General features: G+C 70.3%; 22 protein-coding genes. 19 read left to right on the top strand and 3 right to left on the bottom strand.

Translation table 11 applies throughout. The features are described from left to right. The first annotated feature begins 1 nt into the window (after position 1). The 18 genes from ACH4RG_RS14380 to ACH4RG_RS14295 all read left to right on the top strand — a co-directional run bounded on the left by ACH4RG_RS14380 (position 2) and on the right by ACH4RG_RS14295 (position 15,893). The gene (locus ACH4RG_RS14380) at positions 2-1,207 is read left to right on the top strand and encodes a phage portal protein (protein ID WP_398539593.1); all 1,206 of its coding nucleotides are present in this window, start codon (positions 2-4) and stop codon (positions 1,205-1,207) included. Continuing rightward, positions 1,204-1,878, top strand: a complete 675-nt coding sequence (locus ACH4RG_RS14375) for an HK97 family phage prohead protease (protein WP_398539592.1) — start codon at positions 1,204-1,206, stop codon at positions 1,876-1,878. Before ACH4RG_RS14380 ends, ACH4RG_RS14375 begins: the two co-directional genes overlap by 4 nt. Positions 1,879-2,020: 142 nt before the next feature. Continuing rightward, on the top strand, positions 2,021-3,418 hold the full coding sequence (locus ACH4RG_RS14370) for a phage major capsid protein (RefSeq protein WP_398539591.1): 1,398 nt from the start codon (positions 2,021-2,023) through the stop codon (positions 3,416-3,418). A 67-nt stretch (positions 3,419-3,485) separates the two neighbouring features. Further along, complete coding sequence (locus tag ACH4RG_RS14365; protein ID WP_398539590.1) at positions 3,486-3,692, top strand: hypothetical protein; 207 nt, start codon at positions 3,486-3,488, stop codon at positions 3,690-3,692. Between the two features lies 1 nt (position 3,693). Beyond that, positions 3,694-4,281, top strand: a complete 588-nt coding sequence (locus tag ACH4RG_RS14360) for a phage gp6-like head-tail connector protein (RefSeq protein ID WP_398539589.1) — start codon at positions 3,694-3,696, stop codon at positions 4,279-4,281. A gap of 8 nt (positions 4,282-4,289) precedes the next feature. After that, entirely contained in the window at positions 4,290-4,493 is a 204-nt protein-coding gene (locus tag ACH4RG_RS14355; RefSeq protein WP_398539588.1) for a hypothetical protein, read from the top strand. Then, positions 4,471-4,914: a hypothetical protein gene (locus ACH4RG_RS14350; protein WP_398539587.1), complete on the top strand. Its 444-nt coding sequence runs from the start codon at positions 4,471-4,473 to the stop codon at positions 4,912-4,914. The genes ACH4RG_RS14355 and ACH4RG_RS14350 overlap by 23 nt, the downstream gene beginning before the upstream one ends. Before the next feature lie 2 nt (positions 4,915-4,916). Further along, positions 4,917-5,651: a hypothetical protein gene (locus ACH4RG_RS14345; protein WP_398539586.1), complete on the top strand. Its 735-nt coding sequence runs from the start codon at positions 4,917-4,919 to the stop codon at positions 5,649-5,651. Positions 5,652-5,657: 6 nt separating this feature from the next. Then, positions 5,658-6,068: a hypothetical protein gene (locus ACH4RG_RS14340; protein ID WP_398539585.1), complete on the top strand. Its 411-nt coding sequence runs from the start codon at positions 5,658-5,660 to the stop codon at positions 6,066-6,068. After that, entirely contained in the window at positions 6,068-6,577 is a 510-nt protein-coding gene (locus ACH4RG_RS14335; RefSeq protein WP_398539584.1) for a hypothetical protein, read from the top strand. Before ACH4RG_RS14340 ends, ACH4RG_RS14335 begins: the two co-directional genes overlap by 1 nt. A 9-nt stretch (positions 6,578-6,586) precedes the next feature. Further along, positions 6,587-6,997 (top strand): hypothetical protein, encoded by a 411-nt coding sequence (locus ACH4RG_RS14330; protein ID WP_398539583.1) that lies wholly within the window; start codon positions 6,587-6,589, stop codon positions 6,995-6,997. Between the two features lie 164 nt (positions 6,998-7,161). Next, complete coding sequence (locus tag ACH4RG_RS14325; RefSeq protein ID WP_398539582.1) at positions 7,162-10,098, top strand: hypothetical protein; 2,937 nt, start codon at positions 7,162-7,164, stop codon at positions 10,096-10,098. Further along, complete coding sequence (locus ACH4RG_RS14320; protein WP_398539581.1) at positions 10,095-13,334, top strand: hypothetical protein; 3,240 nt, start codon at positions 10,095-10,097, stop codon at positions 13,332-13,334. Before ACH4RG_RS14325 ends, ACH4RG_RS14320 begins: the two co-directional genes overlap by 4 nt. 12 nt (positions 13,335-13,346) lie before the next feature. After that, positions 13,347-13,787, top strand: coding sequence for a hypothetical protein (locus ACH4RG_RS14315; protein WP_398539580.1), 441 nt, complete (start codon positions 13,347-13,349; stop codon positions 13,785-13,787). A gap of 60 nt (positions 13,788-13,847) precedes the next feature. Continuing rightward, a complete protein-coding gene (locus ACH4RG_RS14310) occupies positions 13,848-14,705 on the top strand; it encodes an N-acetylmuramoyl-L-alanine amidase (RefSeq protein ID WP_398539579.1) in 858 nt (285 codons plus the stop codon). Between the two features lie 2 nt (positions 14,706-14,707). Then, positions 14,708-14,911 carry a hypothetical protein gene (locus tag ACH4RG_RS14305; protein ID WP_398539578.1) on the top strand — a complete coding sequence of 68 codons (204 nt, stop codon included), beginning with the start codon at positions 14,708-14,710 and terminating at the stop codon, positions 14,909-14,911. A gap of 29 nt (positions 14,912-14,940) precedes the next feature. After that, positions 14,941-15,207 (top strand): hypothetical protein, encoded by a 267-nt coding sequence (locus ACH4RG_RS14300; RefSeq protein WP_398539577.1) that lies wholly within the window; start codon positions 14,941-14,943, stop codon positions 15,205-15,207. Then, positions 15,204-15,893, top strand: coding sequence for a collagen-like protein (locus ACH4RG_RS14295; protein WP_398539576.1), 690 nt, complete (start codon positions 15,204-15,206; stop codon positions 15,891-15,893). Before ACH4RG_RS14300 ends, ACH4RG_RS14295 begins: the two co-directional genes overlap by 4 nt. 36 nt (positions 15,894-15,929) lie before the next feature. Here ACH4RG_RS14295 and ACH4RG_RS14290 read toward each other — a convergent pair whose 3' ends face one another. Beyond that, on the bottom strand, positions 15,930-16,178 hold the full coding sequence (locus ACH4RG_RS14290) for a GntR family transcriptional regulator (protein ID WP_398539575.1): 249 nt from the start codon (positions 16,176-16,178) through the stop codon (positions 15,930-15,932). A 154-nt stretch (positions 16,179-16,332) separates the two neighbouring features. Here ACH4RG_RS14290 and ACH4RG_RS14285 point away from each other — a divergent pair, with 154 nt between their 5' ends. Beyond that, on the top strand, positions 16,333-16,527 hold the full coding sequence (locus ACH4RG_RS14285; protein WP_398539574.1) for a hypothetical protein: 195 nt from the start codon (positions 16,333-16,335) through the stop codon (positions 16,525-16,527). A gap of 869 nt (positions 16,528-17,396) precedes the next feature. Here ACH4RG_RS14285 and ACH4RG_RS14280 read toward each other — a convergent pair. After that, entirely contained in the window at positions 17,397-18,917 is a 1,521-nt protein-coding gene (locus tag ACH4RG_RS14280; RefSeq protein ID WP_398539573.1) for a sensor histidine kinase, read from the bottom strand. Then, complete coding sequence (locus tag ACH4RG_RS14275) at positions 18,914-19,651, bottom strand: response regulator transcription factor (RefSeq protein WP_398539572.1); 738 nt, start codon at positions 19,649-19,651, stop codon at positions 18,914-18,916. The genes ACH4RG_RS14280 and ACH4RG_RS14275 overlap by 4 nt, the downstream gene beginning before the upstream one ends. Between the last annotated feature and the right edge of the window lie 114 nt (positions 19,652-19,765).

Below are 19,765 nucleotides of genomic sequence, written 5' to 3'. Positions count from 1 at the left end.
CATGGGCGCATGGACACGGCTGCGGCGTGCCTTCACCCGCCGCGGGCTGAACAGTGCCGAGGATCTCCTCGATGCCCGCCGGGGCAAGCGGACGGGGAAGGTTCACGTCACCGGGGACACCGCGCTGCGGCACTCGGCGGTGTGGGCGTGTCTGCGGCTGCGGGCCGACCTGGTGTCGACGATGCCCGTGGACGTCTACCGCCGTGTCAACGGTATCCAGGTCGAGGTGGCCAAGCCGCCGGTCCTGGTGACGCCCGGGGGCGCCCGGGTCGGGATGATCGAATGGCTGTACTCCAGCCAGGTCGACCTCGACCGGGCGGGCAACACCTTCGGCATCATCACCGAACGGTCCGGGGTCATCGGTTCCGACGGCCGCGGTCTGCCCGCGCGCATCGAGTTGGTGGCCCTGGCCGATGTGACGATCAGGGCCAACGGGTCGGAGATCACGAAGTTCATCATCGGCGGCACCGAGTACGAGCCGTGGGAGATCTGGCACGAGAAGCAGTACACCGTGGCGGGCATGCCGCTCGGCCTGTCCCCGGTGGCGTATGCGGCGTGGACGATCGAGGAGTCCCTCAACGCCCAGCAGTTCGCCCGCGACTGGTTCGCCGGCGGAGCGATCCCGATGGCCGAGCTGAAGAACACCGGCAAGACGATCGACCAGGGCCAGGCCCGGGTCGCGCGGGACAACTTCGAGGCCGCGGTCGAGACCGGCGGCCTGTTCGTCCACGGCAACGACTGGGAGTACAAGCCGATCCAGGCGGTCGCGTCGCAGTCCGCGTTCCTGGAGGCCCGCCAGCAGGGGATCTCCGACATCGCCCGATACTTCGGGTGCCCCGGCGACATGATCGACGCCGCCGTGTCGGGCAGCAGCATCACCTACGCCAGCATCACGCAGCGCAACCTCCAGTTCCTGATCATGCATCTGGGCCCGGCCATCACCCGCCGCGAGGACGCGTTCAGCCGCGGCCTCGTCTCCGGGCCCCGCTTCGTGAAGCTGAACACCGACGCCCTGCTCCGCATGGACCCCGAAGCCCGCGCCCGGACGATTGCCGCACAGATCACCGCACGGACCCTGACACCCTCCGAAGGCCGCGCCCTGGACGACCGGGCGCCGCTCACCGAAGAGCAGTACGCGGAGTTCGACCGTCTGTTCGGCGCCCGCCCCACCACTCCTCCGACCGCTGCAACGGGAGCAACGACATGACCACCACCACGCTCGCCGACGCGGCGGCCGCCCGTGCACAGCAGGTACGGCAGCGCGCGGACCGCCCCTCTCAGCGCCGATGCGCCGAGCAGCCCGGCACCCGCGCCCTGGTCCGCGCCTCCCTGGCCGGGGTCCAGGTGCGGGACACCGCCGAGCCCGGCGGCCTGGAGTTCCTCGGCCACGCCTCGGTGTACGAGCGGAGCTACGAGATGTGGGACATGTTCGGCCCGTACACCGAGGTCGTCTCGGAGGGTGCGGGCGCCGCGTCCTTGGCCCGCAGCGACCTGGACGTCCCGCTGGTGCTGGGCCACGACCAGCTGCGCCGCCTGGCGCGCACGACGACCGGCAGTCTGGTCCTCACAGAGGACGAAAACGGCCTGTCCGTGCACGCCCCGAACCTCGACGCGTCCGACTACGACGTGGCGTACATCGCGCCGAAGCTCCGGGCCGGGCTCATCGACGAGATGTCGTTCGCGTTCCGCATCGAGTCGGGCCAGTGGTCCCCGGACTACTCGGAGTACCGCATCAACCGGTACGACATCCACCGCGGCGACGTCGCCATCGTCGGCTACGGAGCGAACCCCCACACCGCAGGGGCAGCCCTGCGTCAGCCGGCCGCGCCGACAACGAGCAGGGCCCGCGCCCTCCTCGAACTGTCCATCGCCCGCTGACCCCTGAACTTCCCGCCGTCCGGCGGGATCTGAAAGCCCTGCGCTCTACGCGCACGAGACCGCCCGGCGCATCGCCTCGGGTGGCCGTCTGACCTGGACACGGGGCGTCTGGAATCCACATCGACTAAGGGAGAGCCGAGCCATGACGCTCGCCGACCTGATCGCCCAGGCGCGTACCGCCCTGGAAACCGCGATCACCACCCGCACGCAGGAGCAGGACGCGCTCGTCGCGCTCCGCTCCGAGCCCGACCTGACCGAGGACGCCGTCACCGCGAGGGTCGCCACCCGCGACGCTGCGGACTCCGAGGTCACCCGCCGCCAGGCCGCCCTCGACGAGCTGCTCGCCGAGCAGACCCGCGACGAGGAGATCGCCGCCCTGTCGGCCCGTACCGCACCGGCCGCCAGCCGGGCGCCCGCCTACGACCAGGTCCACCGGGTCGGGGCGGAGGAGCGCACCTACCGGCCCGACCAGGACCGGCGTGGTGCCGGGTTCCAGGGCGACGTCCTGGCCGCGTTCCTCGGCGACTACGAGGCGCAGTCCCGCCTGTCCCGGCACATGACCGAGGAGCGGACCGAGCGGGGCAACCGGCTCCGTGAGACGCGCGCGGTCGGCACCGGCGCGTTCGGCGGCCTCGTCATCCCGCAGTACCTGACGGACATGTACGCACCGCAGGCCCGCACCAACCGGCCGTTCGCCGACGCGTGCCGCAAGCACACCCTGCCTTCGCAGGGCATGACGGTGGAGATCTCCCGGGTCACGACCGGGACCAGCGTCGACAACCAGTCCTCCGAGAACGGGGCCCTGTCCGAGACGGACATGGACGACACCGCGCTGTCGATCCCCGTGCGCACGGCGGCCGGTAAGCAGACCGCTTCCCGGCAGTCGATCGAGCGCGGGGCCGGCGTCGAGGACGTCATCCTCGACGACCTGTTCCGGGCCTACGGCAGCCGCGTCGACAACACCATGCTGAACGTGGCGACGGTGGGTCTCACGAACGTGGCGACCTCGGTGGCGTACACCGACGCCAGCCCGACCACCGCCGAGCTCTACCCCAAGGTCCTCGAGGGCCTGTCGGGGATGGAGGCCGCGCTGCTCGACCAGTCCTCCGGTGACAACCTCGCGGTCATGCACTCCCGCCGCTGGTACTGGATGCAGAACGCCATGGGCGCCTCGTACCCGCTGATCACCCAGCCCGGTGTGGTCGCCCAGACCCTCGGCGCGAACTACGCCGAGGCGTATGGGCGGGGCGTGCGCGGCATCCTGCCCAACGGCACCCCGGTCATCGTCGACAACAACATCGCGGCGAACCTGGGCGCGGGCACGAACGAGGACGAGATCTACCTCGTCGACCGGCAGGAGTGCCACCTCTGGGAGGACCCGGACGCCCCGGTGTACATCCGTGCCGAGCAGGCCAAGGCGGAGACGCTGGGCGTTCTGCTGGTGGTCTACGGCTACTACGCCTTCACCTTCCAGCGTCAGCCGCACGCCCGGAAGATCGCGGGCACCGGCCTGATCACGCCGACGTTCACCGGCGTCTGATTCCTCACGCTGCGGGGCCCGTCTGGAGGCGGGCCCCGCGCGTGCCCAACTCTCGCTGGAGGAAGCGATGCCCGATCCGGAATCCCAAGACCCGATGGTCGCCGCGCTGCTGCGTGAGCGCGCCGGTTACGTCAGCCGCGGCATGGGCGACCGCGTCGCGCAGGTCGACGAGCAGCTCGCCCTGCGCGGCCACAAGCCAGCTGCGGAGGCTGCCCCGGTGTCCCGCTCCACGCCGCCGAAGAACCGGCGTCAGCGGCCCCCTGAGACCGCCTGACATGGCCGAGGGATACGGCACCCGCGCCGCACTGAAAGAGCGGCTGGACCTGCCAGTCAGCGACACGTCCCGGGACTCGGCGCTCGACAGCGCACTGGCTGCCGCATCCCGCTCCATCGACCGGGCCACCGGCCGCCGGTTCGACCTCACCGCCGAGCCGGTGACCCGCACGTACAACCCCCGCGGTCGGGTGGTGGACCGGCCCGACGGCGAACTGCTCCTCGTCAACGACATCGGCAGCACCACCGGCCTCGTCGTCGAAACCGGATCCGGCTCCACGGTCACCGGGTTCGAGACCTCCCCAGACAACGCCCTGGCCGACGACCTCCCCATCACCGGGCTGCTCCTGCTACGCACCAGCTGGGGCACCGGCACCAGCCGGATCCGGGTAACCGCCCGCTTCGGGTGGCCGTCCGTCCCCGACGACGTCGCCGAGGCAGCCCTCATCCAGGCCGCCCGGCTCTACCGCCGCAGGAACAGCCCCGAGGGCGTCACCGGCAGCGCCGAGTGGGGTGTCGTGCGGCTGTCCCGCCGCGACCCGGACGTCTGGAACCTGATCGAGCCCTACGTCCTGCCCGGCTTCGGATAGGAGGCCCCATGCGTATTCGGATGCTGGTCCAGATGAACGGCACCAGGGACGGCGAGCCCTGGCCCGCCCAGGGCGAAGAGGCGGACCTGCCGACCGCGGCCGCCGCCCACCTCGTCAGCGCCGGCGTGGCTGAGCAGGTCGACGAGGCACCCCCGGTATCGCTCGGCAAGCGCAGGCAGGGGGGCCGCCGTGGAACCGTCGCCAATCCGTGAAGCCATCGCCGACGCCGCCCGGGTAGTGGTCCTGCCCGAGGGCATCGCCAAACTGACCTGCACCGGGTACGTGCCCGACGCGGTGACAGCCCCGCACTTCTTCTGCGGGGAGTACACCGTCGACTACGACAAGGCCATGGGCCGCGGCCTGGACGTGGTTGAGCTGACCTGCCGGATCCTGGTGAGTCGGGCCGACGACCGGGCCGGACAACGGATCCTCGACTCCCTGCTCGCCGGGTCCGGGCCCTCGTCACTGAAGACCGCGATCGAAGCGGCGCGGGGCGCCCCCGGGGACTACGCGCTCGGCGGCCTGGCGCACGACCTGCACGTGATGCGGATGCAGGGCTATCGCTGGTACGAGCACAACGGCACCGACTACGTGGGTGCCGAACTCATGATCAAAATCATCGGAGAGGGGTAGCCGTGGGCAAGTTCGTGCTGCTCAACGCGCGGTTGTTCGCACCGGGCGCGGACCTGACCGGCGCCTCCAACAAGGTCGAGCTGACCAGCGAGATCGAGGACAAGGACACCACCAACTACTACAGCAACGGGTGGAAGGAGATCATCGGTGGCCTCGGCTCGGCGGAGATTTCCGCCGAAGGGCAGTGGGAGGCAGGCGACCCGTCGAAGGTCGACAACGCGTCCTGGTCCGCGCTGGGCGGGGTCGGCCCGTACACCGTGTGCCCGGACACCTCGACGGTCGGAGCGCTGGCGTACCTGACCGCGGGGATGCGCACCGACTACAAGATCGGTGACGCGGTCGGCGAGGTCGCCCCGTGGACCGGCACGGTCAAGTCGTCGTGGCCGCTGGTGCGTGGGCAGATCGCCCACCCGCCCGGCACCGCCCGCACCGCGACCGGCAACGGGACCGTGCTGAACCTCGGCGCGATCCCCGCAGGCAAGCGCCTGTACGCCGCCCTGCACGTTCTCTCCGCGTCGGGCACCACCCCATCCATCACGGTGGCCGTCGAGTCCGACGACGCCGCGGGGATGGCGTCGCCCACGTCCCGCCTGTCGTTCGCTGCGGCCACCGCCCCGGGCGGGCAGGTCCTGCGCACCGACGGCACGGCCATCACCGACACCCACTACCGGCTCGCCTGGTCGGTGACCGGCACCACGCCTTCGTTCATGTTCGCTGTCTCTCTCGGAATCAGGTGACTCCTCATGGCAAAGATGGTTCTGCTGGCGGCCTTCGTCAGCGTCGGCGGGAACGACCTCTCCTCCTACGCCCGGAAGGCCGAGGTGACGGTGGAGGTCGAGGACAAGGACGTCACGACCTACGCGTCGCTCGGGTGGAAGGAAGTCCTGGGCGGACTCAAGTCCGGTGAGCTGTCCCTGGAGCTGCTCCAGGACGTGGCCGCGACGAAGGTCGACAGCATCATGTGGCCGCTGCTCGGCACCGTCGTGCCGTTCGTGGTCCGCCTCGACGCCGCCGCCAAGTCGGCGAACAACCCCGAGTGGACCGGCAGCGTACTGATCAACGGGTGGAACCCCATCGAAGGCGGGGTCGGCGACGAGGCGTCCGTGTCGGTCGGCTACCCGACGTCAGGGGCCGTGGTCCGCGCGGTCGCCTGATGGCCACCGGCGGCCCGCCGTTCGACCTCACGGTCACGCACGAAGGGCTCACAGCCCTGGTCCGTGCGATCCGGCAGGAGGAGGACGGCAAGCTCCTGCGCAAGGACCTCGCGAAGAACATGCGTGACGCGCTCCGGCCCGGGGCCGCTATGGCGAAGTCCGGGATCATGTCGATGCCGTCGGCCGGCACCGGCATGGGCCCCGGGCTCCGGGCCGGGATCGCGAAGAAGATCAGGCCCGAGGTCAAGTTGGGCGGCCGGTGGACCGGGGCCAGGGTCAAGGCCTTCAAGACGCCCGGGCTGCGCGGCTTCGCCAACGCCCCGAAGCGCACGAACCGCCGCGATGGCGGGTGGCGCACCCTCACCTACGGCCGCGAACCGTGGCGCACGCAGGTGGGCAAGCGGCAGTGGTTCGACGAGGCGTTCGAGAACGATGCCGACCGCCACCTGGCGGCGGTCCACGAAGCGATGGAAGACATGGCCCGGCGTCTGGCGGCGCGGGCCCGATAGGAGATTCCCATGTTCCTGGTGCTGCACCGTGAGGGCGAGGACACACCCACCCGCTGGCGCTACGAGCCGAAGAAGCTCATGAGCGTCGAGAGGGAGGACATCGAGCGCCGCACCGGCCGCCACTTCAGCCAGTTCACCCAGGACGTTCTCCAGGGGAACTCGCTGTGCCGCAGGGCGTTGCTGTTCACCTACCTGCGGCGCGACCACGCGAAGACCCGCTTCGAGGACGTGGACTTCGGGTGGGACGAGCTCAAGCTGGAGTACTCCCGGCAGGAGTACGAGTCGATGCGTGAGGGCGTCCTCGGTTCCCTCCACGGCGACGAACTGGCAGCGGCCCTCCAGCAGATCGACCAGTCCATCGAGGACGCCTACGACGACACCGAGGCCTCGGGAAAAGCGGAGCTGCCGATCGCCGGCTGAGACACCTCGGCAACGCCGCCCACCTCCTCGGCATCAAGCCGTGGCAGTGGCCGCTCATGACGGTCGAACAGACCGACGCGGCGCTCGACTGGCTGGACCAGTACGAGAAGGACACCGAAGAGGCCCTGAACAAGTGAAGACCTGACCAGAGAGGGGGTGCCCCCGTGGCCGACACCTCTCTCGTGTTCAACCTCGTCGCCCGCGACCGGGCGTCCGGTGTCGTCGAGCGCATGGGCGAGCGGATGGGCGCCGCCTCGGCGACGATCGGCGCCGGTATCGGCATGGCGCTCGGCGTCGGGGTGGCGACGTCCCTGTCGATGGAGGGCGCAAACGCGAAGCTCGCCAACCAGCTGGACCTGAACAAGGCCGAGGCCGCCCGCATCGGCGGCGTGACCGGTGCCGTGTTCGCCGACGGATTTGCCGCCACCACGGATGAAGTCGCTGTAGCCCTGCGCGGTGTGGCCTCCTCCATGGTGGACGTCGGCGACACTTCTTCGGCCGAGCTCCAGGACCTGACCACCAAGGCGAAGGTCCTGGCCGACTCGCTCAACTACGACGTCAGTGAGGCGACCAAGGCGGCCGGCACGCTGATGAAGGCCGGAATGGCGAAGGACGGCACCGAGGCCTTCGACCTGATCGCCGCCGCTGCACAGCGCCTTCCCGACGGCATGGCCAATGAGATTCCCGCCATGGTGTCCGAGTACAGCTCGTTCTTCCAGGAACTCGGTGTCACTGGCCCGCAGATGATGGGCGCGCTGACCGAGGCGGCGAAGAACCCGCTGTTCGAGATCGACAAGCTCGGCGACGCGGTCAAAGAGTTCAACCTGGTCGTCGCGGACACCGACGCGGTTGCCGAGCCACTGAAGAAGCTGGGTCTGGACGTCAAGGACATCCAGCACCTGGTGAACTCCGGCAAGGGCACCCAGGCGTTCGACCAGATCGTCGTGGCGTTGTCGAAGGTGAAGAACCAGACCGACGCCACGAGGCTCGCCCAGCAGCTCATGGGCGGCCCCGGCGAGGACGCCAAGACCTCCCTCATCGGACTCGGCAAGGCCGGCGGATTCGCGGCGGTCGGCCTCAAGGACGCAGCCGGATCGACACAGGAGATGGTCGACCGTGTCGAGGGCAGCTCCACTCACACCCTCAACAAGTTCAAGAACAGCGCCCTGACGACGCTGGCCGACGTCTCCGCCGCCTTCATCAACTTCGGGGTGCAGAACCAGGGGGCCGTGGTCCCGCTGCTCTACACGCTGGGCACGCTGGCCGGGATCATCATGGCGGTCGCCGTCGCGCAGAAGGTGTACGCCACATACTCGGCGATTGCCACGGTGGCGACGAACGTCATGAACTCCGCGACGTACCGGGCCATCGCCGGGTGGACCCGGATGATGGCGGTCGGCCTGATGGCCTACGTCCGTATCGCCGGGGCCGCGGTCGTGTCGGCGGCCACCACGGCGGCGGCCTGGGTCGGCAGCGCTCTCGTCTCCATCGGCACGTGGATCGCCGCAGTTGTCCGGGCCGGGATCACCGCCGCCGTGCAGTTCACGATGATGGCCGCACGGGCGGTCGCGTGGGCGGTCGTGATGGCCGCACAGTGGCTGATCGCGATGGGCCCGATCGGCTGGGTCATCGCCGCCGTGATCGGCCTCGTCATCCTGATCATCGCCAACTGGGACAAGATCAAGCACTACACCGGCGTGGTCTTCACCTGGCTCTGGTCGAAGATCAAAGGCACCCTCGTCACGATCCTGAGCTGGGTCACCGGCTGGGTCATCGTCAAGTACTTCCTGAACCACTGGGACCGGATCAAGGCGGGCACCGTCGCCAAGGTGGCTGGGCTGATCTCGTTCGTGAGGGGCTTGCCCGGCCGGATCCTCGGTGCGCTGTCCTCCCTGAACAACCTCCTGTACTCCAAGGGGACCGCCGTGGTGCAGGGCCTCTGGCGGGGCATCCAGTCCATGGGCGGCTGGCTCAAGGGACAGCTGATGAGTTTCGCCCGGAGCGTGATCCCCGGGCCGATCGCGAAGGCGCTCGGGATCTCCTCGCCGTCGAAAGTGACCACCGAGCAGGGCAAGTGGATCGCCAAGGGCCTCGCGGTCGGGCTCACCGGATCGGCGAAGCAAGTGAAGTCGGCGGCCGACAAGGTCGCCGGGATCATCCGCAAATCCCTCGCCCCCGGCAAGGGGCGCGCGGCCGCGCTCGCCAAGGTGTCCACCGGGTCCAAGGCCCTCGTCGCCATGGCCAACAAGGAGGTGAAGCTGGCCGCGAAGCTCAAGGTGGCGACGAAGTCGCTGTCCGACCAGATCAAGGCGCGCGACAAGCTGGCCGCCGACGTGAAGAAGGGCGTCCTGGACTCGGCGAACATCACCGCCAACACCAGCGGCGGACCGGTCAGCGCGCAGATAATCCTGGCCCAGCTCACAACGAAGATGAACCAGGCCCGCCAGTTTGCCGCCCAGCTGGCCACCCTCCGTAAGAAGGGCATCAGGAGCGACCTGATCGCGCAGATTGCGCAAGCCGGGGTCGAACAGGGCTCGGGTGCGGCTACCGCCCTGGCGATGGCGAGCAAGGGGCAGATCTCCCAGATCAACTCAACGCAGGCGCAGCTCGTCGGCGCGGCTACCGCCGCCGGGTCGACCGCGGGGACGGCGATGTACGGGGCCGGGATCCAGGCAGCGCAGGGCCTGGTGAAGGGGCTCAAGTCCCAGCAGAAGGCGATCGAGAAGCAGATGGCGGGCATCGCCGTCGCGATGACGAAGGCCATCAAAAAGGCCCTGAAGATCAAGTCCCCGTCGCAGTTGATGGCGGACCAGGTCGGGGCGATGGTCCCGGCCGGGATCGTGGCGGGCATCGCCGACGGGCAGGGGTCGCTGGACGCGGCCATGGCCAGCACTGTCCAGGCGCCGCCCCCGCCCGGGGCCGGCGGCCCGATGGTGCAGCGGCCCGCCGCGCCGCTCCTCACCGCGGGTGGCCAGCAGGTGGTGCGCATCGAACTCGTCGGTCCCGAGGAGGGCAAGCGCTGGATCCGCGCGATGGTCCGCAAGGACGGCCGCGGGTCCGTGCAGAAGACGTTCGGCTACGGGAAGGAGGCGACAACGTGACGTTCCCGCAGACTCCGCTGGACGTGCGGGTCGAGATGCTGATCGGCGTCGTCTGGACGGACATCACCGCCGACACCTACACCCGGTCCCCGATCACCATCACCCGCGGCGCGGCCGACGAGTCGTCCTCGCTGGAGCACAGCAAGTGCGACATGGAACTCAACAACCGGCACGGCCGCTACAGCCCCCGCAACCCCATGTCGCCGTACTACGGGCTGATCGGCCGCAACACCCCGGTGAGGGTCAGCGTCCCCGGCCCGGAGTCCTACCTCCAGGTGGACGGGTCGGCCGCGTCCTGGGCCAGCACCCCGGACGCGGCCGCCCTCGACATCACCGGGGACCTCGACCTGCGGGTCGAGGCGACGTGCGACTGGACCGCAGCACAGGGCCAGGCCCTCGTCGGCAAGTGGAACTCCGCGACCAACCAGCGGTCGTACTTGTTGCGGATTGGGGGCGGGAACGTCTTCCTGAACTGGTCGACCGCCGGAACGGCGTCGGTGTTCGGGCAGCGTCCCCTGCCGGAGCTCCCCCGGCGGGCCGCACTCCGGGCCACGATGGACGTGAACGACGGGGCCGGCGGCTTCACCATCCAGTTCTACTGGGCAACCTCGATGGCCGGGCCGTGGACACCGGTGGGAGACCCGATCTCCAGCACCCCGCCCACGAGCATCTACGCGGGGACCGCGCCGCTGGAGATCGCCCCGCAGGCTGTCGCCGGAGTGCCGCCCATGCGCGGCATCTTGCACCGGGCCGAGGTCCGTAACGGCATCAACGGCCCCTTGGTCGCCGACCTTGACGCTCGGGCCCTGCCCGCCGGGACGACCGGGTGGACCGACAGCACCGGCCGCACGTGGACGCTCGGCGCGGCCGCGGTCATCGACGACCGGGCGTACCGGTTCATCGGCGAGATCAGCTCGTGGCCGGCCCGGTGGGACGTCTCCGGTGAGGACGTCTGGGTGCCGGTCGAGGCCGCGGGCACCACCCGCCGCCTGGGCCAGGGGCGCAAGGCGTTGGAGTCGACACTTCGCCGGCGCGTTCCGTCGGCCCCGTCGCTGCTGGCGTACTGGCCGATGGAGGAGTCCGAGACCGCGGACTCCCTGGCGTACAGCCCGGTGACCGGGGTAGAGCCGCTGCGCCTGTCCGGTGTCGACTGGGCTGCGGACGACACCCTCGGCGGATCCGCCCCGCTGCCCGTCGTCAAGGCCGGGGCGGCACTGTACGCCCGTATCCCGGCGACCACGGCTACCGGCTGGCAGATCGAGTGGGTGTATAACCTGCCCACGCTGCCGCCGGTGCAGGCGGAGGTCCTGCGGCTCACGATCGCGGGTGCCATCATGCGGTCGGTGGTCCTGTACGCGTCCACCTCCGCCATCCGCATCGAGGTGCTCGCGGGGGACGGGACCGTGCTCGGCGCGTTCTCCCTCAGCACCGCCGATAGCCTCGCCGCGTTCGCCGGGAAGTGGAACCGGCTCACGCTCTACAGCGGTGACTACGGCGGCGGCACCAGTCTCATCACGGCGACCTGGCGGGACGTTACGACCAACGTCCGGTACTACGCGGCCACCGCCCCCGCCACCGGGCAGGGTCGCATCAGCACCGTGTCCGCCTCCTGGGACTCTCTCCTGGAGGGCATGGCCATCGGGCACATGGGCATCTTCACCACTCCAGGCACCGGGGTACTCAGCTCCCCACCGACCACCCTGATCTACGACGGGGCCGACGACGGTTTCCTCGGCGAGACCGCCCTGGCCCGCATCGCCCGGCTCGGCGGAGAGGAGTCCGCCACCGTCGACCTCGTCGGACGCGGATCCGACTACCCCGTCCCGTCCACCCGCCTCGGCCCGCAACGCCCCGACACCCTCCTCGCCCTGCTGGAGGAGATCCAGGACGCCGACGGCGGGATCCTCTACGAGCGGCACGACCGCACCGGCCTGGTCTACCGGGACCGCAAGACCCTGTACAACCAGCCCGTCGCCCTGGCCCTCGACTACAACGCGCGGGGGGAGGTGCCTCCGCCGCTGGAGCCGGTGGAGGACGACCAGCGCCTGCGTAACGACGTCACCGTGACGAGGGACGGGGGGACGTCGGCGCGCTCCGTGGTCACCACGGGGCCGCTGTCCGTACTGCCGCCGCCGGCGGGGGTCGGCCCGTATGACGAGGCGCTGACCCTGTCGCTGTACGACGACGACCAGCCCGCCTCGATCGCCCAGTGGCGCACGCACCTCGGCACCTGGGACGAGGCCCGCTACCCCGTGATCAGCGTGTGGCTCCACGCTGCCCCGCACCTGATCGACGACGTCCTCGCCATGGACATCGGGGACCGGGTCCAGATCAGCAACCCCCCGCCGTGGCTGCCACCGGACACGATCGACCAGCACATGCTCGGCTACACCGAGGTCCTCGACCAGCACGAGTGGACACTCGCGCTGAACTGCGTCCCGGCCCGCCCCTGGACGGTGGGTGTGGTGGAGGACCCGGTGCTGGGCCGGGCGGACACCGACGGCAGCGAGCTGGCTGCGCCCGTGACAGCGTCGGCCACCACGATGTCCATCGCGACAACGGCTGGCCCGGTGTGGGTGTCCGATCAGCGGGAGTACCCGTTCGACCTGACGGTCGGCGGTGAGGTCGTCACGGCGGCCGCCGCGGGGACCCTGCTGCACAGCAATTCTTTGCTGCTGGACGGGCTGGCAGGGTGGTCCGGGCTGTCGTCCACGATCGCACTCGACACCACGGTGGTGCACACAGGGCTGGACGCGGCAGCGAGCATCCGGGTCACTCCGTCCGGCGCATCGTCCGCGAGCCTCCTCACCGCGGCACGCAGTGCGGTCGGCTCGGTCACCCCGGGGGCCAGCTACACCATGTCCGCCTGGGTGTACACGCCGGGCGGCTGGCCGGACATGCGCATCCTCGCCGACTGGTACACCGCGGCGGACACCATGCTGTCGACCACCGCGTCCGTCGCCATCCCGGTGCCCGCCGGAGTGTGGACCTACATCAGTCTCACGGCGACCGCCCCTGCGGGCGCGTCCCGCGCTGGTCTGCGGGCGCGGATCGGCGTGTCCCCCACAGCGGGGGACCTCAGCTACTGGTGGGCCCTGCGCATGGTGCCGGACGCCACGGTGTCCGCGTCCAGCCCGCAGGCGCTGACCGTGATCCGGTCCCGCAACGGCATCGTCAAGAGCCACGCCGGCGGTACCGCGCTGTCCCTCACTCACCCGATGCGCGCCGCGCTCTAGATAGGAGGTCCCGTGCCGATCCTCGCAGGCCAGATCGTCACCGCCGGGCAGCTCAACCGGCTCCAGCCCCGGCAGTTCTCGGCGGCCGCCACGTCGGCGCTGTCGGCCAGCACCACCTACGCCCTCATTCCGGGCTGCTCCCTCACTCTGCCCAGCACCGCCGCCACCGCCGCATGGACCGCCACCGGTGTGTTCGACTGCTCGGTCACGACGACCCACACCACCAACCTGATGGTCGGCCGTCTCGTCGTCGACACGGTGGCGCAGGCCGGGCTGGCAGTCCACGCGATGGACACCCTGGACCGGGACACCGTGGCCATGCTCTGGTCCGGCACGTTCGCCGCTGCGGGATCTCACACGCTCCAGATGGAGGGAGTTATCTCTAGCGCTGGCGGGGCCGGAACGTTCCAGATCTACAGCGGTTTCACCGTCACAGTCACCGAGACCGTGTAGCTCCGCCTCGCCCTGCCCCGCGCCGTCTGGCCCGGGGCTTCGTCATGTCTGGAGGACCGTATGGCCTGGTATCCGAGGGCCAAGAAGTACGAGCTGCAACCGGAGTCGGACAGCCAGCCCGCCATCAAGCCGACGCAGTTCATCGTCCACTCGATCATCGCCCCGTGGACTGCGAAGCGGGTCTTCGAGTACTGGCGGGACAGCACCAACCTCGAAAGCCACTTCGGGCTCGGGTACAAGGGCGACCTCGGCCAGTTCATCGGGACGGAGACCCGGGCTGACGCGAACGCCGGGGCGAACCGGAGGGCGGACGGCACGGGCGCGGTGAGCATCGAGACCGCGTCGAACCTTCAGGGCTCGGATCCGTGGACGGACGCGCAGGTGGAGGAGCTGATCCGGCTCGGGGTGTGGCTGCACCAGATGCACGGGATCCCGCTGCGGATCTGCCGTAGCCACTCTGACCCAGGGTTCGGCTACCACTCGATGTTCTCGCAGTGGTCGACGTCGGGCACGGCGTGCCCCGGCAAGGCCCGCATCGCCCAGTTCAAGAGCGTGGTGTTCCCGGGGATCGTCGCCCGCGCCACCGGCAAGACCCCCGCCCCGACCAACCCCCCGAAGGAGGACCCCATCATGCCGCTGAGCAAGGACGACGTCTCGGCCATCTGGAAGACCGACGGCATCCTCGCCGCCCCGTCCACGGCCGCGACGGGCAACACCCACTGGACCGCGGACAGCTACCTGCGGGACATCCACGCCAGGGTCCGCTCCTCGCAGACCGAGTTGGCCGCGGTCAACGCGACCGTGCGCACGCTCGTCGAGGCGCTCGCCTCACGGGACGACGCTGTCGACGTCGAAGCCCTGATCACCCGGATCAAGGCCGCCATCGAGGGCGTCACCGTGCGCCTGGAAACGGAGTGACCATGAAGATCAGCAGCGCCGCCAAGGCGTTCGTCGCCGCTCTCGCAGCCGGTGCGGCCACCGCCGCCACCGCCGTGCAGGACGGGGTCTTCACCACCGGGGAGACGGTCACCACGGTGCTCGCCATCCTCGGCGCCCTCGGCATCACCTACGCCGTGCCCAACCGCCAGCCCGACGACGCGGCCGTTCCCGGCCGGGGTCTGTGACCTGACCGCATAGTGCGCTGGAGGACCGTGTGGATGCTGCGATGCTCACCGCGCTGGGTGCACTGCTGGCCTCGCCGGTGGCAGCCGCAGCAGCCATCTACGGATCCCGGGGCGCCACACGCGCGTCCCGGGAGGGCACCTTGATGACCACCTACGACAGCCTCACCGCGCGGCTCGCAGCCGAGCGGGACAAGGCCGAGGCTGACCAGGCCACCGCCGAAGCGCGGACGGCGACACTGGAGTTGGAGAACGCACGGCTGCGCCTCCTCGTCACCCAGCTCGGGGGGACGCCGTGACACGGACACAGCACCTCTTCTACCGGCGGCGGGTCCTCCTGTGGATCGCCGCCGCGCTGCTCGCCCTCGGCGGCGGCCTCGCACTCGCGTTCCTCCAGATCGACCAGGCCGAGGGCCGGGCGACCGACCTGGCGTCGGAGGCGGACCGGCGGGGCGACGCAGTCAGCACCCTCGCCGGGGACGTCCGCACCCTGCGCGCCCAGATCAAGGCGGGCGGGGAGACCCCGGACGCCCCGGATCCGGCGGAAGCGGTCGACGACCTGCCCGCCCGCGCCGAGGTACCAGTGCCGATCCCCGGGCCTCCGGGCCCGACCGGCGCCCGCGGCGAGCAGGGCCCGGCCGGCGAGAAGGGCGCGACCGGGTCGGCGGCGACGCCGTCACCGGGGCCGCCTGGTGCGGACGGGCGCGCGGGCGCGGACTCCACCGTCCCCGGCCCGGCCGGTCCGCAGGGTCCTGCTGGCCCTCCGGGGGCCGCGGGCAAGGACGGGGCGAACGGGAAGGACGGGGCGAACGGGCGCGACGGTGCGGACGGTCAGACCTGCCCCGACGGGTACAGCCTCCAGCCGCCGCCGGGTGACCCGGACGCCCTGGTGTGCCGGCGTGATGGTGCGCCGCCGCCGGAGCCCCCGGCCGGGTCACCGGGCCCGCTTGCTCTGGCGCTCGACCCGCGCCGCCAGTACCCGTGACCACGCCCCCACTGCCTCGGCGGTGGGGGCCTTTCGTCATGCCCCGGGTCGGGCGTCCGTTCGGGTGACGAAGCTCCCGAGACCAGGCTCCGTATAGATCAGCCCCTCGTCGCGGAGAGCGCGGTGCACCTTCTGCCCGGTGGCCGCAGCGATGCCGAACTCGGCCTGGAGTTGGAGGACCGAGGGCACGCGGGTGCGGGGCGGGTAGGTGCCGTCCTCGATCCGCTGCCGGATGATGTCGGCGACCTGCCGCCAACGTGGCAGGTCAGGGGCGAACTCGATCACGTGGCCACGCTAAGTACCCCATGGCGTGGTGCGCGAGACGTGGCATACCTAGCACGCCATAGCACGGTGGGCTTACGCTGCACAGACACAGATGACCCCCGCGACCGATGGCACGGCCCGGGGGTGCGGACAACCGCTTCGAGGAGCGACCGCCATGCAGAAGACTACCCACCCCGCCCCGGCCTCGGCAGAGGTCCCGGTCGGCTGGTGCGACTGGCACGAGGGGCCGTCCGGGACAGCCGTGCTGGTCAGCGTCATCGAGCAGTGCTCCGGCCCCGGGATCACCCGGTACGCGTGCGCCCCGTGCCGGGAGCAGCGTCGCCTCGTGCCGTACTCGCAGCAGCCGTGACCGCCCCGGCTGGACCGGTGGCGCACGCGCCCGCCTGCCGGATCGGCGAGCACGCTGAGTGCCCGGGGCCCGGCGAGGTACGGCGCCCCGGGGCACCGGCATGGGAGCGGCCGATCGAGACACGCCGCTGCGACTGCACGTGCCACCGCCGCTGATCTCCCGCCGGTCTGAGTCACGGCGAGACTCAGGCCGGCGGGCTGAGCAGCCCCTGCCTCGCACGCGGCAGGGGCTGCTTCGTGTCCACCATTGCCGTGCACGGCGGGGTGCGAGACAATGGAATCTGCGCAGGTCAGCCCGCGTGCAGCCCATAGGGATTGCGTGAGCGGTGCGTGAGCGGAGGTCCCGCAGACTCCCAGAATTACCGGAGTCTGCCAGCGTGAGGGACCGGCAACACCCCCGATGACCAGGGCATTCGGAGTCAGCCAGAGTGAGCCAGTCTCCAACCTGGCGACTCATAATCCGTCGGCCGTGGGTTCGAGTCCCACCCGCCCCACCGAGCGTCCCCAGGCAGAATCGTTCTGACCTGGGGAAACGCGGATTTCGCGGCGACTTTCCGTGCGGTACTAGCCGCGCCTCGTGCGGTACTGGCCCGTTGTCGCAGCGTGCCGACGCACCTCACATGTGTCTGACCTGGCCTTTTGTGACCGTTGCCTGAGGGGCGCGCCATGAACGCTCCCACGGCCGCAGTGGGCGCATTCTGGCGGGGACGCTACGAGCATGCCGAGTTTGCCGTTCATCGGTCCTGGGCCGGGGGAGGGTGTCGCGGCGGGTGAGCCAGACGCGTGCGTCCTGAGGGGGCCGTTGCGAGCCGCTCAGCGGGACTTCAGCACGGGCCGAAGCGTTCTGCCGGACTGCCCAAGGGGGCGCTGTCAGCTCGGTGGGGGGAGTGGCAGGACGAGGCGGAAAGTGGCCCCGCGGTCTTCGCCTGGGTCGAGTTCGAGTCGGCCGCCATGGCCTTGGGTGATGGCGGTGGCGATGGCCAGTCCCAGGCCGGAGCCGCCTCGTGCCCGGGTGCGCGCGGGGTCCGCCCGGTAGAAGCGCTCGAACACGCGTGCCGCGTCGGTGGCCGTCAGCCCGGGGCCGTCGTCCTCGACCTCGACGACGGCGACTCGGGTTCCGGCCGGAAAGGGCGGTGCCATGCTCACACGTCCTGGCGCGTTGGTCCCCCCGGTACGGGCGCCGGCCTGGCCCGCTCCTACGCGCACGTTGATCCGGGTGCCGGGTGGGGTGTGGGTGTGGGCGTTCGCCAGCAGGTTATCGACGATCTGCCGGAGACGGTGGGGGTCTCCCACGACTTCCACCACGTCCAGTTCCCCCTTCCCTTCCCCCGTGTCGACGTCGGTGTCGTGTTCGGGCAGGGGTGACAGGCTCACTGGGTGGCCCGGTCGCTGCAGGGCTGCCGCGCTCACTGCGTCGGCCGCCAGGGAGAGCAGGTCCACTTCTTCTTGCTGGTAGTCGGGGTGCCGGTCCAGTTGGGTGAGTAGTTGGAGGTCGTCGACGAGCAGGCTCATGCGTTCGGCGTTCTGGGCGATGTGCCGGTCGGCTACCTGCCGTTCCTTCGCGGTGCGGCGGTCGGAGCGCAGTGCGAGCTGGGCGAATCCCTGAATGGCGGTCAGGGGGGTGCGTAGTTCGTGTCCGGCGTCGGCGACGAAGCGGCGCAGGCGTGTCTCGGAGGTCTCGCGCTCGTGCAGGGCCTGCTGGAGTCGGTGGAGCATGGTGTTCAGTACGGTGCCGAGCCGTCCGATCTCGGTGTGCGGGTCGGTGTCGGGCAGTCGAAGGTCGAGCTGTCCGGCGGTGATGGCTTCAGCGGTGCGCTCCATCCGGGTCAATGGGAGAAGGCTGAGGCGGACCACTTCACGGCCCAGCGCCCATACGGCCGCCATGGTGATGATGAGCAGCAGGCCGTTGAGCCAGAGGATCTTGGACGTGGCTCCGTCCACTGTGTCGAGCGGCAGTGCGATGACGACGGTCAGGTCGCGGGGGCCGTCCCGGCGCAGGACGCGCCAGTTTCCGTCGCCGGTGTCGGCGGCCACCGAGGTCGGGCTGCCTTGGGTTGGAAGGCGGTCGGTGCTGTCGGGGAGCTGGGGTCCGGGCCTGTTGTCCGTGCCGAGTTTCTGGGGCAGGCGCTTGCCGCGGGCGTCGTAGAAGTAGACGCGGAAGTCCGAGGGCAGCGCCTCGGGTTCCGGTTTGCCGGGACGGCGCTTGTCGAGGAAAGCGGTGGCGGGCATGGGCCGGAAGTCGGTGAGCCGCTGGTCGACGCCGTCGAGGAGCCAGGACCGTAGGACGAGGAAGCCGACCAGCTCGGCGGCCAGCACGGCCAGGGTGGCCAGTACGGTGACTCCGAGGACGAGACGTCGGCGCAGTGAGCGGGGGGCGCGGAGGCTGGTCAACGTTCTGCTGTCCCGTGACTCGTTCGCGGTGCCCGCAGGCTGTAGCCCACGCCGCGGACGGTGTGGATGAGCGGTGGGTCGAAGCGGTCGATCTTTTTGCGCAGGTACTTGATGTAGGTCTCGACCACGCGGGTGTCGCCCGCGAAGTCGTAGTGCCACACATGGTCGAGGATCTGGGCTTTGCTCACGACCCGGCCGGCGTTGTCCATGAGGTACGACAGCAGCTTGAACTCGGTCGGGGAGAGTTGTACGTACTGGCCGGCCCGGTGCACCTCGTGTGCCATCTCGTCGAGTTCGAGGTCGGCGTAGCGCACGACGGTGCCCGGCAGCCGGGCGTCGAGACCCAGGGTCCGCCGCAGGATGGCCTGGATACGGAGCAGTACCTCCTCGATGTTGAAGGGCTTGGTGACGTAGTCGTCGGCACCCAGACTCAGCCCTGTGATGCGGTCGTCCACGCCGGTGCGGGCGGTGAGGAGCAGTACCGGCACCAGGTTGCCGGCCGCGCGCAGCCGGCGGGTCACCTCGTAGCCGTCGAGGTCGGGCAGCATGATGTCCAGCAGGATCAGGTCGGGCTGCAGCCGCGCGGCCTCGGCCAGTGCGGCGGCTCCCGTGTCGGTGCTCCGCACGTGGTAGCCGGTGAGACTCAGCGTCGATTCGAGCAGTGTGCGGATGCTGGGCTCGTCCTCGACGACGAGAAGCCGGTGCTGCCGCTTCTCTTCGGTCCGCTCGGTCATATCGGCACTACGATCCGTTCTCTCACCAGGTCCCGGCATTCGCCGTGCCCGCCTGGAGGCTATCCCGCACCGGGCCTTGCGCGCCGTCGGCGTGAAGGGCGCGCAAGGCCCGGT

The sequence above is a fragment of the Streptomyces sp. NPDC021019 genome (assembly GCF_044333295.1).
Lineage (GTDB): Bacteria > Actinomycetota > Actinomycetes > Streptomycetales > Streptomycetaceae > Streptomyces.
Note: the sequence above shows the minus strand (reverse complement) of the source record. Positions and strands in the feature narration are given on the sequence as shown.